The 15,457-nt window shown below is 59.3% G+C and carries 9 protein-coding genes and 1 CRISPR repeat array (1 of these 10 running past the window's edge); of the genes, 1 reads left to right on the plus strand and 8 read right to left on the minus strand.

The features are described 5' to 3' along the window. A CRISPR array of direct repeats spans window positions 1-4,343; the repeat unit is 29 nt; unit sequence GTGCTCCCCGCGTATGCGGGGATGAGCCG; it begins 859 nt to the left of the window's first position. A 652-nt stretch (window positions 4,344-4,995) separates the two neighbouring features. Together VSX42_RS05835 and speB are read right to left on the minus strand one after the other, a co-directional pair. Beyond that, window positions 4,996-6,267: a PLP-dependent aminotransferase family protein gene (locus tag VSX42_RS05835; protein WP_326503393.1), complete on the minus strand. Its 1,272-nt coding sequence runs from the start codon at window positions 6,265-6,267 to the stop codon at window positions 4,996-4,998. A gap of 2 nt (window positions 6,268-6,269) precedes the next feature. Further along, window positions 6,270-7,289: an agmatinase gene (gene speB, locus VSX42_RS05840; protein ID WP_326503452.1), complete on the minus strand. Its 1,020-nt coding sequence runs from the start codon at window positions 7,287-7,289 to the stop codon at window positions 6,270-6,272. A gap of 394 nt (window positions 7,290-7,683) precedes the next feature. Between speB and VSX42_RS05845 the strand changes: the two genes are divergently transcribed. Next, on the plus strand, window positions 7,684-8,520 hold the full coding sequence (locus VSX42_RS05845) for a GNAT family N-acetyltransferase (protein WP_326503394.1): 837 nt from the start codon (window positions 7,684-7,686) through the stop codon (window positions 8,518-8,520). Here the strand turns inward: VSX42_RS05845 and VSX42_RS05850 are convergent. From VSX42_RS05850 to VSX42_RS05875, 6 genes are all read right to left on the minus strand, one after another. Then, complete coding sequence (locus tag VSX42_RS05850; protein ID WP_326503395.1) at window positions 8,468-9,940, minus strand: 5-methylcytosine restriction system specificity protein McrC; 1,473 nt, start codon at window positions 9,938-9,940, stop codon at window positions 8,468-8,470. The genes VSX42_RS05845 and VSX42_RS05850 overlap by 53 nt on opposite strands. A 2-nt stretch (window positions 9,941-9,942) precedes the next feature. After that, the gene (locus tag VSX42_RS05855) at window positions 9,943-11,421 is read right to left on the minus strand and encodes an McrB family protein (RefSeq protein WP_326503396.1); all 1,479 of its coding nucleotides are present in this window, start codon (window positions 11,419-11,421) and stop codon (window positions 9,943-9,945) included. Continuing rightward, on the minus strand, window positions 11,418-12,497 hold the full coding sequence (locus VSX42_RS05860) for a Fic family protein (protein WP_326503397.1): 1,080 nt from the start codon (window positions 12,495-12,497) through the stop codon (window positions 11,418-11,420). Before VSX42_RS05860 ends, VSX42_RS05855 begins: the two co-directional genes overlap by 4 nt. Before the next feature lie 349 nt (window positions 12,498-12,846). Next, on the minus strand, window positions 12,847-13,338 hold the full coding sequence (locus VSX42_RS05865; protein ID WP_326503398.1) for a hypothetical protein: 492 nt from the start codon (window positions 13,336-13,338) through the stop codon (window positions 12,847-12,849). Window positions 13,339-13,342: 4 nt separating this feature from the next. Further along, complete coding sequence (locus VSX42_RS05870; protein ID WP_326503399.1) at window positions 13,343-13,834, minus strand: DUF2087 domain-containing protein; 492 nt, start codon at window positions 13,832-13,834, stop codon at window positions 13,343-13,345. A gap of 445 nt (window positions 13,835-14,279) precedes the next feature. After that, window positions 14,280-15,281, minus strand: a complete 1,002-nt coding sequence (locus VSX42_RS05875; protein WP_326503400.1) for a hypothetical protein — start codon at window positions 15,279-15,281, stop codon at window positions 14,280-14,282. Window positions 15,282-15,457: the final 176 nt, after the last annotated feature.

The following is a 15,457-nucleotide window of genomic DNA, read 5'->3' on the forward strand; positions in this document are numbered from 1 at the left end:
TCCCCGCGTATGCGGGGATGAGCCGTCGATGGTGGTTTCGTAGATGGTTAGGTGTGCGTGCTCCCCGCGTATGCGGGGATGAGCCGGCATAAACCCCAACACCGGCAACGGCAAAAACGTGCTCCCCGCGTATGCGGGGATGAGCCGCAGGAGGGCTCCGGTGAGTGACCCGAGAGGCTGTGCTCCCCGCGTATGCGGGGATGAGCCGGACTGGCTTTATGACCGAACCTACCGCGTCTAGTGCTCCCCGCGTATGCGGGGATGAGCCGTTTGCGGAAGGGGTTGCATTATTATTCTAGGTGTGCTCCCCGCGTATGCGGGGATGAGCCGTCAATGAGTCGAATTTGGGCGAGGGTTGTTTCGTGCTCCCCGCGTATGCGGGGATGAGCCGGGCTTCAACGCTGCCCGTACCGCATTAGCCTCGTGCTCCCCGCGTATGCGGGGATGAGCCGGGCTTCAACGCTGCCCGTACCGCATTAGCCTCGTGCTCCCCGCGTATGCGGGGATGAGCCGGGTGAGCTGATGCAACGGATTCACGCTGTGATGTGCTCCCCGCGTATGCGGGGATGAGCCGTCGCTGTAGTGGCTATCCGGGATGGCGTTCACGTGCTCCCCGCGTATGCGGGGATGAGCCGGATTCGTTGAGGGCTTCGATGTTGCCTTTAGAGTGCTCCCCGCGTATGCGGGGATGAGCCGGCCAGCAGGCTGAGAAGCGCCGTTAGCAAGGGGTGCTCCCCGCGTATGCGGGGATGAGCCGGAGCAAGCATGACCGACATCTTCGTCCGCACTGTGCTCCCCGCGTATGCGGGGATGAGCCGTAGAGGCGGGGGCTGATACCGGCGAGGTTCTTGTGCTCCCCGCGTATGCGGGGATGAGCCGGTGCCAGTCCTTCCGGGTGAGCCTTTGACCGTGTGCTCCCCGCGTATGCGGGGATGAGCCGTCGCTGGGGAATCGTACCCACTGGTATGCCGGGTGCTCCCCGCGTATGCGGGGATGAGCCGGGCTATAGGGCACAGTGAGGTGGTGATAAGGCGTGCTCCCCGCGTATGCGGGGATGAGCCGGCTTTTATCAGCACCGCCATGTCGGCTGCTGTGTGCTCCCCGCGTATGCGGGGATGAGCCGAGCCGGCGTTGTCGTAAGGCTCGCTTCCTCACGTGCTCCCCGCGTATGCGGGGATGAGCCGGTCATGGGTTCGCAGACCAGACTTGAGGGCAGGTGCTCCCCGCGTATGCGGGGATGAGCCGGTGGCTTTTGTGGAGGATGCGAAAATCTTTGCGTGCTCCCCGCGTATGCGGGGATGAGCCGCACCGAATACGGTCACGGCGGCTTCATCGCACGTGCTCCCCGCGTATGCGGGGATGAGCCGATGCGAAGCTTTCGATGCGGTCCCCGGCGGTAGTGCTCCCCGCGTATGCGGGGATGAGCCGCCGTACCAGCGGCCCCTTTGGTAGGTGACTTCGTGCTCCCCGCGTATGCGGGGATGAGCCGCCGCCGCCAGGTCGGTGGCGGTCAAGGTTTGAGTGCTCCCCGCGTATGCGGGGATGAGCCGGGCGACATCCCTCTACGCAAGCTGACCGCCGAGTGCTCCCCGCGTATGCGGGGATGAGCCGTGCTAGCGACCTACACGCCCCCAGTCAGCGACGTGCTCCCCGCGTATGCGGGGATGAGCCGGTACGCGGCATAGCGTGAAAGTTCGTAGTCTTGTGCTCCCCGCGTATGCGGGGATGAGCCGAACGCTCCGTCTACCGGGCGAAAGAAATGCTCGTGCTCCCCGCGTATGCGGGGATGAGCCGATGATGAAGAGGAGCTTGAGCTGTTCTGAGCGGTGCTCCCCGCGTATGCGGGGATGAGCCGGTTTTCGGCTGAGGTGTCGCCCAGCCACTTCCGTGCTCCCCGCGTATGCGGGGATGAGCCGAAGGAGGTTCTGATAGTACTGGGCAAAGTCTCGTGCTCCCCGCGTATGCGGGGATGAGCCGCAACGTGTCTGGAAGGAGCTAGCCCCGTACTGGTGCTCCCCGCGTATGCGGGGATGAGCCGGGAGAGGAAAAAAGACCTGCAGGTTTTTCCCGGTGCTCCCCGCGTATGCGGGGATGAGCCGGATGCTGACGCCACCACAGAGATCCACACCGAGTGCTCCCCGCGTATGCGGGGATGAGCCGGATTTGCTGAGAACTACTTGGCTTACACTATCGTGCTCCCCGCGTATGCGGGGATGAGCCGGATTTGCTGAGAACTACTTGGCTTACACTATCGTGCTCCCCGCGTATGCGGGGATGAGCCGTGGCGGTGATACCGGCGGAGTCCTCCCGGAAGGTGCTCCCCGCGTATGCGGGGATGAGCCGTCCAGGCCCCCGTTATCTGCAATGTACTTGGTGTGCTCCCCGCGTATGCGGGGATGAGCCGGGACGTGACCACAGCAGCCATATCCCCCAGCCGTGCTCCCCGCGTATGCGGGGATGAGCCGTGCGCTGAGTGCGGTATCGAGTGCGACAACAGGTGCTCCCCGCGTATGCGGGGATGAGCCGTAGTAGCGTGCAATCTTGGCCAGAGTATCCCCGTGCTCCCCGCGTATGCGGGGATGAGCCGTAGTGATGAAGTACGGAGGTTCTAGAGAATCTGTGCTCCCCGCGTATGCGGGGATGAGCCGAAGGCCGCCGAGATCGCAGAGCGTGCAGCTAAGTGCTCCCCGCGTATGCGGGGATGAGCCGAAGCCCTAGAACGCATCACCAAGTACATCGCCGTGCTCCCCGCGTATGCGGGGATGAGCCGGAAAGCCCCTACAAACCCCGAAACCAACCGGCGTGCTCCCCGCGTATGCGGGGATGAGCCGTAACAGAAATGGAGAACCGAATATGGCTGTCAGTGCTCCCCGCGTATGCGGGGATGAGCCGGCAACGAGCCGCAAGGTTCAAGCCACCAGGGCGTGCTCCCCGCGTATGCGGGGATGAGCCGGCAACGAGCCGCAAGGTTCAAGCCACCAGGGCGTGCTCCCCGCGTATGCGGGGATGAGCCGGACGGCGGCATGGTGAAATATGGGGTGCTTGCGTGCTCCCCGCGTATGCGGGGATGAGCCTCTGGCTCGGGTAAATCCCCCGCTGCTCTCAGCGTGCTCCCCGCGTATGCGGGGATGAGCCGCTGTAATCACAAGGCAACGAGCCGCAAGGTTCGTGCTCCCCGCGTATGCGGGGATGAGCCGAAAATGCGCGAGATTCTCAAGAACGGTGGAATCGTAAACAACGACGTTCGAGCTGTTTACCAGCGTATCGTGCTCCCCGCGTATGCGGGGATGAGCCGAGATAGCTCCCTCTAACCCCGCGTGTGTATGCGTGCTCCCCGCGTATGCGGGGATGAGCCGGACTGCGACTGGAAACCCCCGTGGCCGGTCAGGTGCTCCCCGCGTATGCGGGGATGAGCCGCATCTAGCGGTAATGCTGTATATGCGCGGCGTGTGCTCCCCGCGTATGCGGGGATGAGCCGTAAAAGCCATGTTCACCCCCACTAAGGAGGAAGTGCTCCCCGCGTATGCGGGGATGAGCCGGTTAGGTGCGATTCGTGAACGTAGCGGAAGTGGCGGGGGTAGTGCTCCCCGCGTATGCGGGGATGAGCCGTTATGAGTGTTCAGGCGACGTCCTGGGTGTGGAGTGCTCCCCGCGTATGCGGGGATGAGCCGATTTGCTTGACTGTCTGCCGGGTAAGGAAGCTGTGCTCCCCGCGTATGCGGGGATGAGCCGGGGTCAATGTTCGTAGAAATCGAGGGCGGCGCGTGCTCCCCGCGTATGCGGGGATGAGCCGGCTGCGAACAGCACCATCAGGGAGATGAAGAAGTGCTCCCCGCGTATGCGGGGATGAGCCGCTAGAGGCGCTGTCCGGTATGCCAGCTAGCTCGTGCTCCCCGCGTATGCGGGGATGAGCCGGCTCGACGACTACTCACCCTGCTGGACGAAAAGTGCTCCCCGCGTATGCGGGGATGAGCCGTGGGCGGCGTTGATGAATCCGTGACCGACTGCGTGCTCCCCGCGTATGCGGGGATGAGCCGAGCTTGAGTCTGGCGAGTATGAGGGCGCACCGTGTGCTCCCCGCGTATGCGGGGATGAGCCGGCGGGTATGCGTAGAGTCTCCAGGGCGCTTCGGTGCTCCCCGCGTATGCGGGGATGAGCCGATGGGGGTGCCAGTCATAGCGGGATTGGGTGCGTGCTCCCCGCGTATGCGGGGATGAGCCGTTTTATCAGCCAAAAACAAGCACTGTTTTCACGTGCTCCCCGCGTATGCGGGGATGAGCCGCTGAGCTGTATTGGGTGAGCACTGATATAGCTGTGCTCCCCGCGTATGCGGGGATGAGCCGGATTCGAAGGCGGCAACCACCGCAGGGGAAATAAGGGAGAGGCTGAGAGCCAGGCATACCTGCGAGCTGGTGGAAATGATATTGAGCAGGATAGCGCCAACCAGGTAGGAGGCGAAGGTTCCGGCGTAGAAGGGGGTGCGCTGGCGGCGGTCCTGGATGTAGCGGTCGCTGGTTCGGCCCGTGGCGTGCATCCACCAGGATAGGGCAAAGGGGATGCCCACGATGAAGATGAGGCAGATGGCAGCCAGGGCGGCCCAGGTGGGGTCGGTGGCCAGGGCAATCTGTACCAGGAGCAGGCCAGAGAGCACGAGGGGGAGAAGAGTTCGGTGAGAACCTGGCTGAGTTTGAGCGTCTTCCTACCTTAGTGGGCCCGGGCTGGCAGGGGTAGTTATCCATGCCCACAACTCGATAGGGAGGGTCATGTACAAAACCTAGAGAATTTTTGACACGTCACCCCTCAAAACCGCTGATCTGTCAAAAATTTCGGGATTTTTTGACAGATCCAGGTCACATGTTCAATCTTTTGACAGGTTCTCAGGCTGCTCTACCCCACCGGGCAGAATTTTGTTGCAACGCGAATGCGACCTCTTTTCCCGAGCGAGTGTTCAGACATCACCCGCTCGGGAAAAGAAGTCGCATTCGGCAAAGAACTCTAGCCCTTCAAAACCTCAGCCAGCCGTCGCACACCCTCGGTCAGGGCGTCCGGCTCAATCGCTGAGAAGGCGATACGCAGCTGGTTGGCACCGGGGTTGCGCGAAACGCCATCGGATCCCACCACCGGCTCATAAAAGGCGGAGCCGGGAATGAAGACCACACCGGCCTCGATGGCCGGGGCCAGGGCATCAGTGGCGTCCTCATACTTGCCTCCCTCTGGCAGGGTCAGCCAGGTGAAGAAGCCACCCTCGGGTACAGACCAGGTAGTGCCTTCTGGCATGTACTTCTCGCAGGCTGCCAGCACAGCCTCACAGCGCTGCTTGTACAGGGCTGCGGTCTTGCGGGTGTGAGGCTCCCACATTCCCTCGCTCATGAAGCCCAGCACCAGGCGCTGCGACAGCACCGACGGGCAAATCGTCACGGCCTCACCCGCAATCTGCAGGAACTTGCGCACGCGGAAGGGCGCGACCATCCAGCCCACGCGCACACCGGGTGAGAAAACCTTTGAAAAAGATCCCAGGTAGAGCACGTTCTCGGGGTCATAGGAGTAGAGGGAGCGGCGGCGGCTACCGTCAAAGGCCAGCTGCCCGTAGGGGTTATCTTCAACGATCAGGACGTCGGCGGCCCGGCAAACCCGCACCAGTTCCTCGCGGCGCTCTTCGGCCAGGGAGATGCCGGTGGGGTTCTGGAAGTTAGGGATGGTGTAGAGGAACTTAACCTGCTTACCCTCCGCCCTAATCTCTTCGATGGCAGCGGCAACGGCTGCGGGGTCTAGGCCGTCGGCGTCCAGGGGAACCTGGCGCACATCAGCCTGGTAGCCTTCAAAGACACCCAGGGCACCGGTGTAGGTGGGCCCTTCAGCCAGGATCACGTCACCCGGGTTCACGAAGAGTTTGGTGGCCAGGTCCAGGCCCATCTGGGAGCCTGCGGTCATCTGAATGTCATCAACCGCCGGGCGGGCGCCCTCAGATTCCATAAAGTCGCAGACCAGCTCAGCCAGTTCTTCCAGGCCAGCACCTGAGCCGTACTGCAGGACTTCCAGGCCCTCCTCTTCGATAATGCGGGCGCTCATAGCCCCGAGTCGGTCGAGGGGCAGCAGGTCGAGGTCGGGGTTGCCGCCGGCCAGGGAGATAATGCCGGGGCGCATGGCCACCTCAAAGACGTCGCGCACAGCGGACGGGCGGAACCCGGCAGCGCGGTCAGCGAAGTGGCGCATAATGCGGGCTTCGGCAGGGTTGGCTTCAGCCAGTAGGGCTGCAATCTTGCTCATGGTTACTTCTTACCTCCGTAGGTAATGTCAGCGACGCCGGACGCCGGGCTGGTCGGCTCAGCGTCTGCACCGGCGGCGTGCAGGGAGATGAGCTCGTAGACGGTGTGGGCGGCGGCAATGCCGGTCAGTTCGGCGTGGTCATAGGCCGGGGACACCTCAACTACTTCGGAACCCACCAGGTTAAGCCCGCGCAGACCGCGCAGGATTTCGAGCAGTTCGCGGGAGGTAATACCGCCAGCTTCGGGGGTGCCGGTGCCGGGCGCGTGGGCGGGGTCAAGCACGTCAATATCGATGGAAACATAGAGGGGCTTATCGCCAATGCGCTCCCGCAACAGCTCAACGACCTTCTGCACACCCAGGTAGTAGACGTCCGCGCTGGTGACGATGCCAAAGCCGAAGCGGGCGTCGTCCTCGAGATCCTCGGTGCCGTAGAGGGGGCCGCGGGTGCCCACGTGGCAGAGGGCCTCGGTGTCGAGCAGGTCTTCTTCGAAGGCACGGCGGAAGGGGGTGCCATGGGTGTATTCGGCACCGAAATAGGTGTCCCAGGTGTCCAGGTGGGCATCGAAGTGCAGCAGGGCAATTTTGCCGTGCTTCTTGGCTAGGTTACGCAGGTTAGCCAGGGCAATAGTGTGGTCGCCGCCGATGGTGACCAGGCGGGCGCCGTCCTTGGTGAGTTCGTGGGCACCGGCCTCGAACATGGCGAGCGCTTCTTCGATGTTGAAGGGGTTGCCGATGATGTCACCGGCGTCGGCCACCTGGGCTTCTTTGAAGGGGGAGATGTTGGCGGCCGGATTGAAGGGGCGCAGCAGGCGGGAGGACTCGCGCACGTGGTTGGAGCCGAAGCGGGCGCCGGGGCGGTAGGAGACGCCGGAGTCCCAGGGCATACCTGCCACCACGATGTCGGCTTTGTCGACCTCGTCGAGGCGGGGTAGGCGGGCGAAGGTGGCAAGGCCGGCCCAGCGGGGCACTTCGGCGGCGTTGACGGGGCCGACGCGTTCGACGCCGTCAGCGCCGGTGGCGATGACGCGGTTGGGGTCAGCTGAGAAGAAGGCTTGAGTCACGGGTTCTCCAAGGGGTTAGGACGCTGGTAGCTAGCTCAGTGCGCGGGGCAGGTTGGATGCGGGGTAAGCCCTGCGCCGGTGTGGCCGGGCGCACTAGAATCGCTACCACTATAACCCGCCTGCGCAGCAGCGGCGGGGCAGTTTTGACCGCGACCGCGTGCGTGAATCTGATACTTATTCACCGGTCAGTAAAGCTATGCCAACCCACCGGCGGCACCCGGGCGGGGGCAAGCGTCCTTGCTCTTCAGGGCGGAATCAGGGGTGCATAAATTTGCAGAATATGAAGTTAAAAAATCATGGTGCGGTTTATACTTTCACTACCATCCTCCCCCGAACGATTTCATAGGGCTAGCTCATGCATCTGACTTTCTCCAGCGCCCCCGCTGACCATCGTGAGCAGCTACCGACCTGGGCGCAAGCCGTGTATTTTGAGGATTTCACCCGCGATGAGCACACGCGCTGCCTGCTGGCCCATCACGATGGGGAGCTAGTAGGAATTGTTGCCTGGTGGACTGCACGCGCCCACCACACCCACTACGAATTCCAGCTTGCAGTGGCCCCTGATCTGCGGCGGCAGGGCATAGGTACTGCCCTCTACCGGCAGGCGCGGGTGCAGGCGTCCGCTTCCCTCCCCTTCTTCATGCGGGACTACCTGGGCGAGCCGACCCTGTACTTTGCCGACTCGCTGGGTGCCCAGACTATTCAGATGGTGCCACCTGCCACCATGCCTACCGCCTCAGCGCAGAATCTGCGGGAACACGCGTCCGTCCGCTCTGCACACAGCGTGAGCTACCCCGAATTTGAACAGGCCTACGTCGATTTTTATGAGTGGACGCACGCCAGCTGGCACCCCGTATCGGGCGACCACCGGCCGGTACTGGCCCGCCATGCCACTGAGGCCTATAACGATTACTCCTCAGTTGCGGTGGACGCTGGTGGGCAGGTTCACGCGGTGATAGCAGTTTTCCCCGGTGATTATCCTAAACTCTGCGGGGAGACGACCACCCCAGCCCCTTATCAAGGGGAACTGCTCTTAGAGGCCTGTCTGCGACGCTCCCTCGAAAAACTAGCAGATGCAGGGCACAGCACGGTCGATGCTGACGGACACATCTCAGACCCGCACCTCTTCCCCACCTGGCTCAAAACTGAGACAGCAGGACGCTGGTACCGGTTGGTTGAGATTCCGGGCTAGGGAAGGGGAGGGAAAGGACGCCGACGCGATGGTCCAGTGCCGCAGCGTCAAGTTTGCCGCTGGTAGGGCTACCGGTTCGGGGTAAATAGAACTCACTGTGCAGTGGATCTTGCCCTGGTTTGTGGGGGTAGACCAGGAAGGCATCAGCGGCCAGACGGTAGGCGTAGGTAGCAAGCTGGTACTGGTCGCTCATGGAAGCGTCACCAATATGCCGTTGGCGGAACTTGTACTTGGCGTCATAAACAGTGGTTTTGCCATCGCGCTTGACCACCAGATCGGGCCTTTTTGCGGTAGCTGCGGGTGAGCCGTCCTTCTTGTAGTAAAGGTGAAGCTCAGCCTGTTCTTCTACCTCTACATCAGCGCCCGCTTCAACCTCGGCTCTAAAGTGACGGGCGACGATGCTCTCCCAGAGGTCACTGGAAACCACCTTGAGGTTAGCGATAACCCCACCTGCGTAGGTTGGTTCTTCAAACCCTACGCCCAACTGCTTGGCCAGGATGGAACGTGCCAGAAGGTAGGCTTTTCTAAGATGAGAGCCGATGCGGGAAAGCTCTGTAGAACTCAGTCTCTCACCCAAAAGCTCTGCTGAAGTTCTGATTCCTACATCTCGCAGATGAGCGTCAAGCTCCACAGAAAAAGTCTGTAGGTACTGGTCTTCCACCTGCCCGACGACCTGCACAGCGGCACGAATTACCTGCCAGATATGGTTATCGGCAGTGAGTGAATCGAACTCACAGAGCACAGGCACTCGATGGTAGATTTTGCGTTTAATCAGGCCCTGGGGCACCATTCGTCCGCGCACAAAGTTCAGTTCATCCTGGGTTTGCAAGAAGACAGGCTTGCGTTGTCTGACAGCTTCTTCGGTCTGCCTCAGAAATTGCCGGTAAAACTGAATTTTCAGCTCAGGAACATCGGGCAAGATAGAGACACAAGAAGGCGGAAGGTCGATCTTGTCAGCCAGTGGCGCGGGGCTCATGCCGTAGGTGTTGATGAGCTCCCAGAGGGTGTTGGCATGGCCCGTATTGAGGACGCCGAGCGGTTCAGTCATCGAGCGGGCGCTGGTTTCTGACCAGAGAGGGTCGGTTGCGCCTTCCTCTTCTTCATCTGCTGATTTTTCTTGAAGTTGTGCTGGTACAGCCTTTGAGAAGTGGGCGGCCCAGCTCTCGTCAAGGGCTACGACGTCCATTTCGTAGACAAAGGTATGAAAGGTTTCTGTGCGGATGCCTTCGGGTAGAGTGAAAACCCTATCGTATGGGCCCTTACCCCTCCATAGTTTGGGAAGAACATGGATAGTAAGAGTTCTGCAGTTCTCCCCTTCTGGAATTTCTCGTTGCAGCACAGTAAGCCCCACCCCATTGCCCAGTTTGCTGGCCTGGAAGTAGCGGAGTGGGGCCTGCCAGATTTCCTCGTGGTCGCTCATACCTAGCCCTGGTATGACTCATCAACGATGTCGGGGCGGGCACCGAGACCAGCACCCCGAATGAAGATTTTTTGGCCGTATACGGGGCCAATCTCATCGAGGATAGTCTGGCTGATATTGAAGGTAAAGGCGACTTCTTTGAGCTGATTCAGCAGAGCTTCTGCGATGGCTTCTTCATCACCGTCTTTGCCGAAGAAGTAGGCGTGGCCCAGGCGGGCATCGGGGCCAACCTGGTTGAGCAGGATGGTATTGGTGTTTTCGTACCAGGAGGCAATTTCTTCTGGGTAGTCTTCACCGTTTTCTTCCATTGCCGCTTGCAGCTCTTCTGCGGTGAAGGGGTGCTGGGTGACCCAATGGAAGCGGCGACGAAGAGCCAGGTCGATGGTGCCGACGGAGCGGTCAGTGGTGTTCATGGTGCCCAGAACGTGCAGGTTAGTGGGAACAGCCAGCTTGTTGTACTCTTTGCCGTTCTTGAAAATGGGGGTTTGCAGGCGGACATAGTCCCCCGGCATATTCTGATAGGCAGCTTCAAAGAGGGCACCACTCCTACCTTCTTGTGGTAGGTCTTTGAACTCTTGGCGTTTGCTCTTTTCCAGTACCAGCATGAGGTCGCCGAAGACCCGGGCGGTGTTGGCGCGGTTGATTTCGTCGATGAAAAGCAGGAAATTTTTATCCGGGTTAGTGGCTGCCCGGTTACACATCTGCACGAAGGTGCCTTCTTGGGTTACGAAGTCGCTCTCGCCTTCTTGCTTACTGAAGTTGGGGCGGATGCCAGAAACAAACTCTTCATAGGAGGTGGAGGGGTGGAAGACGACAACCTCAATCTGACTTCCGTTTTTACCATAGTCCCCACTCTTACGCAGTTTTTGGAGTATATGAGACTTACCAGATCCTGCAACACCTTCAATAATAATGTTCCAGTACTGTATCAACTGGTTGGCAATTTTTCCCTCTTCTTCGCCATCTCCTCCCTCCGTCAATTCGCCATCTTCTTCCCCCACCAATTCATGAGATTCATTCAAATCTTTACCTTCTATTTTATCATTCCAAATTTCAATAAAACTATCACTGAGATCTAAGCCAGAATTGAACCCCTGATATCTTTCATTGGGGGACCCTTTGCGCTTCACTTCAATATCATCTTCACCCGCAAGATATGAGATAAAATTTCCTAAGATAGCTATGTCTGTAGGAACGCCCTTCCCCCACCCATTCAAGCGGCAAACTCGATCCAAATCATCCAAATCAACCTCAGACGGAAGCTCTTTTGATAACAAATATTCTTTTACCAGGGGGACTATTGATTTTAACGAAGTATATATCTGACCTTTATTCTTCTCAAAAAATTCTTTACCATCAGAAAATCTGATATATATATTATGCTTTCTGCCCGCACCAAGATAATTTTCCAGTTCGGAATATTCACTTGATTTTTTATCAGATGCAACCTGAATATATTCAGAAAAATTTTTACGTATCATTTTTTATTTTCTTTTAAAATTCCCATTAGCCCCTCATTCACGAAGAGCTTTTCTCTACCAACTTTTTCTTCCCGCAGAACCCTGGCTGAGACAAGCTCCCCCAGGTACTTGGTTGCGGTCTGCCGGGTCACCGAGCAGCGCTCCGCGACGTCCTTAATGCGACAGTAGGGCTGCTCAAACAGCACGTCCACTACACCCACAGGTATCTGGGATCCAGCAAGTTCCTTCACCTGCTCCTGGAGCGCCTGAATCTGCTTAATCTTGGCCAGGGTCTGCACCGCAGTTTCCCGCATGGCCTCAACCATGTACAGCGTCCACTCCTCCCAGGCACCCTCAGCGGTTACAGCATTCAAAAGGCGGTAGTAGTCATTCTTGCGGGCAATAATGCTCTGAGAAATATAAAGAACGGGCTCACTCAAAAGCCCAGCAGAAACTAACATCAGCACATTGAGAATACGGCCGGTGCGCCCATTCCCGTCATCAAAGGGGTGAATCGCCTCAAACTGATAGTGAGCTAGTGCCACCTTCACCAGCGGGTCAAAGTCACCAGCCGAATGCACAAACTCTTCCCAGTTGCTCAGCTTCTGCGCAATCACATCAGCACCCTGGGGCGGGGTATAAATACGACGGCGAGTAGCCGGGTTGCCGATATACACCCCCTCCCCGTGCCGCACCCTGGTGTCAACATCTCGGATGGCGCTACAAATATCCCGGGCTGTGTTAGCGGTGATAAGACCGTGGCGCTCCCTCATAGCATCCAGGCCAGCAAAGAGAGCTTTCTGATAGCGCAGAGCTTCACGGGTAGCCCCACTAGCATCTGCAGATACAGTGGCGGCTCTGAAGAGCTCATCGGTGGTGGTTACGATGTTCTCGATTTCAGAGCTTGCCTGGGCTTCCAGCAGGGCAAAAGAGTGCAGGAAGATGCCCGGGTTGGGTAGTGACACCAGCGCCTCATTCAGCCCGGCGATAGCCGCGCGTGCTTCAATGACCGACTTGAGTACGCGGACAGTTTCCACATAGTTCGCCGGAGGTAGCGGCGGAAGGTCGTTGTAGGGTTTGTCAGCAGACCAGGTCATGTACAAAATCTAGCGAATTTTTGACACATCCCTCGCTGAACCCGCTGATATGTCAAAAATTTCCCGAATTTTTTACAGATCCAGGTCACATGTTAAATCTTTTGACACGTCACCACAACGTATGCGGGGATGAGCCCAATTTCTATTGTTGCAGTGGGTACTTTTGCTGGTGCTCCCCGCGTATGCGGAGATGAGCCCCGTACCGGGGCGGTCATGGTCGGCGGGGTAGAGTACCCCCCCCCCCCGCGTATGCGGGGATGAGCTTTGCTGGACTTCAATCCGTTGCGCCTCTTTAGGGCGCTCCCCACGCAGGAGGCCTATTCAGCATCGGGGGGGCGGCAGCGTCCGGCTAGCACCCGCCACCGCACCTATCATGTACCCAACAAGCAGGCAGGTGTAAACGACCCAGCGGAACCCGGCCCAGGCCCGCCCCTGCTGGGCCTCTGGCACGAAGGAGAGGATGATGCGGTTTGTGATGGCGTTGAAGTACCCGTTCCCGGCGCCACCGAGGGTAAAGAGCTGTACAGGAGCTCATCAGTGCGCAGCCTGCGATGATGACCTCCCAGCGTAGGGTGATGGCCATGGTCGTCATGATTCCCGCCGTGAATAGCAGGGAGAGAGGCCAGAGCCACCAGGTGAGGTAGCGGTCAGCGATATACCCACCGACAAGGCCAAGCAGAATAGAGGGCAGGAGGTTAGCCACCAGAACAGCTGCCAGCAGGGACGACCGCCCGGTTTGGGCTGCCAGGAGGAAGAAGCCCATAGATGAGAGGGATGTTCCCACGGCAGAGACGAACATGCCCAGCATGAGCAGCCGCAGGGCAGTTTTTGATGGGAGCACGGGGTTAGCCTTCCAGGGTGAAGCGGTCTGCTTCTCCGTTCAGGTAGGCCGGTAGCCAGATGGCTTCCCAGTCGGGTGCCTCATCGTGGAGTACGGTGTCCCAGCGGTCTGGGGTGGTGTTGGTGAGCCAGTAGATTCCGGCTAGATCGTCGCGTTTGAGGTAGCCGTAGTCGACGAGCTCGCGGCGTAGGTAGGCGAAATCAGGCCAGAGCGCCTTGAGGGTTTCGTTGACCTGTTTCTCGGTGTAGCGGGCATCGGGTTCAAAGTAGTTGACCAAGTAAAGCAGCACATGCGCCCGCGCCCGCCGCTTGGCTAGAAAACTGGTGAGGGCGCCGTCCTTGTAAAAGCGGGAGACAAGGGTGCGGTGTTCCCGCTCGGCCGCTGCGGCTTGGTCAGCTTTTTCTTTGAGGACGAGCGCGCGGGCGGCCGTGTAGTTCAGGCCGGTTTCTGCCATGCGGGCACGTACGAGGGTTTTGAAGTTGCTGTCGGCGGTCATGGTACATCGACTTTCTTAAGCACCCCTAGCCTGCTTTCACGTCGGAAAACCAGTATCTTCAAACCCCGAGAATCTCTTCCCTTCACACCGGTGGCAGTAAGGCTAGGGCTTGTACTGCCGGGTACTGGACGGTGGGGTGCGCCTTGAAGAAGTATACACCTGTTTTGCGGTGAAGTGCGAGGGGCGGGCCGGGCCACCAACCGCTATGGACCAGCCACTTTTCATTTCGCTGGGTTAATACCAACAAAATGAAAAGTGGCTGGTCCATTATTCAGCCGGGTGCAACTGGGCCGGTCCTTGGTGTTACTGAGCTGGTCCATACGGACGCTGGTACCGACTAGTGGAGATACCTGCCGAACCGTAGCATCAGCTTGTGCAGAGTTCTTGGGCTCTGTGCACAGAAAAACCTGCACAGAGCCCAAGAAACCTGCACACCCCGCCGTATTTACTGGTAGGTCACCACGTAGGGCTTGGGAGTCAACGCATAAGTTTGGGCGGGGGTCAGGGTGGGGATGTCCTCATCATAGAAGTTCTTCCACGAAGGCTTGATGGCCGGGTCGAGGTCGCGAATGAGCTCCTGGTAGGTTGCGTCCTTGAGTTCAGGGGTGCCGTGGCCGTCCGCGTGCAGGGTGAGGGCCAGCTCGGGGTGGCTTGTATCGAGCGCCGCCCGGTTGGTAATCATAGAATGCGTGAACTGGTGCAGCACCACCATCTTCTGGGGCAGGCGGTGCTTATCGGTCAGCGCCGCCAGGTAGTCCAGAGTTTCATTAATTTCTGAGGCATCCACGGTCCCAATTTGTTGCAGGTGCACCTGCCCGGGATAGATACGCCATTCGGGGTCAATACCCAGGCCAACGTGGGGTTCCTTGAGCAGCTCTTCATACTGTTTGACCTGCTCGGTGAAGGTGCTGCGGCCGGGCTGGAAGTCCAAGATAACGTAGACCCCGTTCTTACGGGCCTCATCGATGAGGGGGCGCAGGCTTTCAATGGTTGCTTCATCGGAGTAATCGCCGTCGGGCCCAGGGGCTGAGCTGGCTACCGTGGTGATGATTTCAAAGGCGGGAATGACCTTCTCGTCGGTGTGTGCCTGGTATTCAGCGGCGAGATTTTTAACCCGGGCAACAGATTCGGCTGGGCCTTGCTCACCGAGCACTCCCAGGGACGGGCCGCCGGGGTTACCGTAGAGCGCCACGTAGCGGTGGGCAAAGATCTGGTCGCCGCCACCGAGCACCTCACTCTTTGGAGCATTGGACCGTAAGGATTGCTCGGGAGCGGACGCCGTCGCGCTCGCGCTGGGCGTGGGGCTGGCGGTCGCCGAGCTACTCACAGCCACTGTGGGGGTGGCGGTTTCACTGGCTGGCTCCTCAACTGAGGTGGCTGAGCACCCCGCCAGGGCGAGAGCAGAGAGGGTCATAGCGGCAAGAAAATGAGTGTGGCGAGTACGCATGGTGTCCTGGGAGTTGGCTGCAAATGTTTAATCAGTCTACTGAACGCTTTCCTTCAGAACCCTTCTATTACACAGAATGAAACCCCCGGCAGACCCCTCCCAGCGAAACTGCCCAGATGCACCCAAGCCGCCACAAGCGTCCGCTCATAAACATACTGTGCCCCGCATAACATTTC

It is taken from the genome of Rothia nasimurium (genome assembly GCF_035916755.1).
Classification (GTDB): domain Bacteria; phylum Actinomycetota; class Actinomycetes; order Actinomycetales; family Micrococcaceae; genus Rothia.

Excerpts from the sequence above, each read along its gene's own strand:
- VSX42_RS05835 (WP_326503393.1), bottom strand. The coding sequence starts at position 6,267 with ATGAGCAAGATTGCAGCCCTACTGGCTGAAGCCAACCCTGCCGAAGCC.
- VSX42_RS05850 (WP_326503395.1), bottom strand. The coding sequence starts at position 9,940 with ATGAGCGACCACGAGGAAATCTGGCAGGCCCCACTCCGCTACTTCCAG.
- VSX42_RS05870 (WP_326503399.1), bottom strand. The coding sequence starts at position 13,834 with ATGACCGCCGACAGCAACTTCAAAACCCTCGTACGTGCCCGCATGGCA.
- VSX42_RS05860 (WP_326503397.1), bottom strand. The coding sequence starts at position 12,497 with ATGACCTGGTCTGCTGACAAACCCTACAACGACCTTCCGCCGCTACCT.
- VSX42_RS05845 (WP_326503394.1), top strand. The coding sequence starts at position 7,684 with ATGCATCTGACTTTCTCCAGCGCCCCCGCTGACCATCGTGAGCAGCTA.
- VSX42_RS05855 (WP_326503396.1), bottom strand. The coding sequence starts at position 11,421 with ATGATACGTAAAAATTTTTCTGAATATATTCAGGTTGCATCTGATAAA.
- VSX42_RS05875 (WP_326503400.1), bottom strand. The coding sequence starts at position 15,281 with ATGCGTACTCGCCACACTCATTTTCTTGCCGCTATGACCCTCTCTGCT.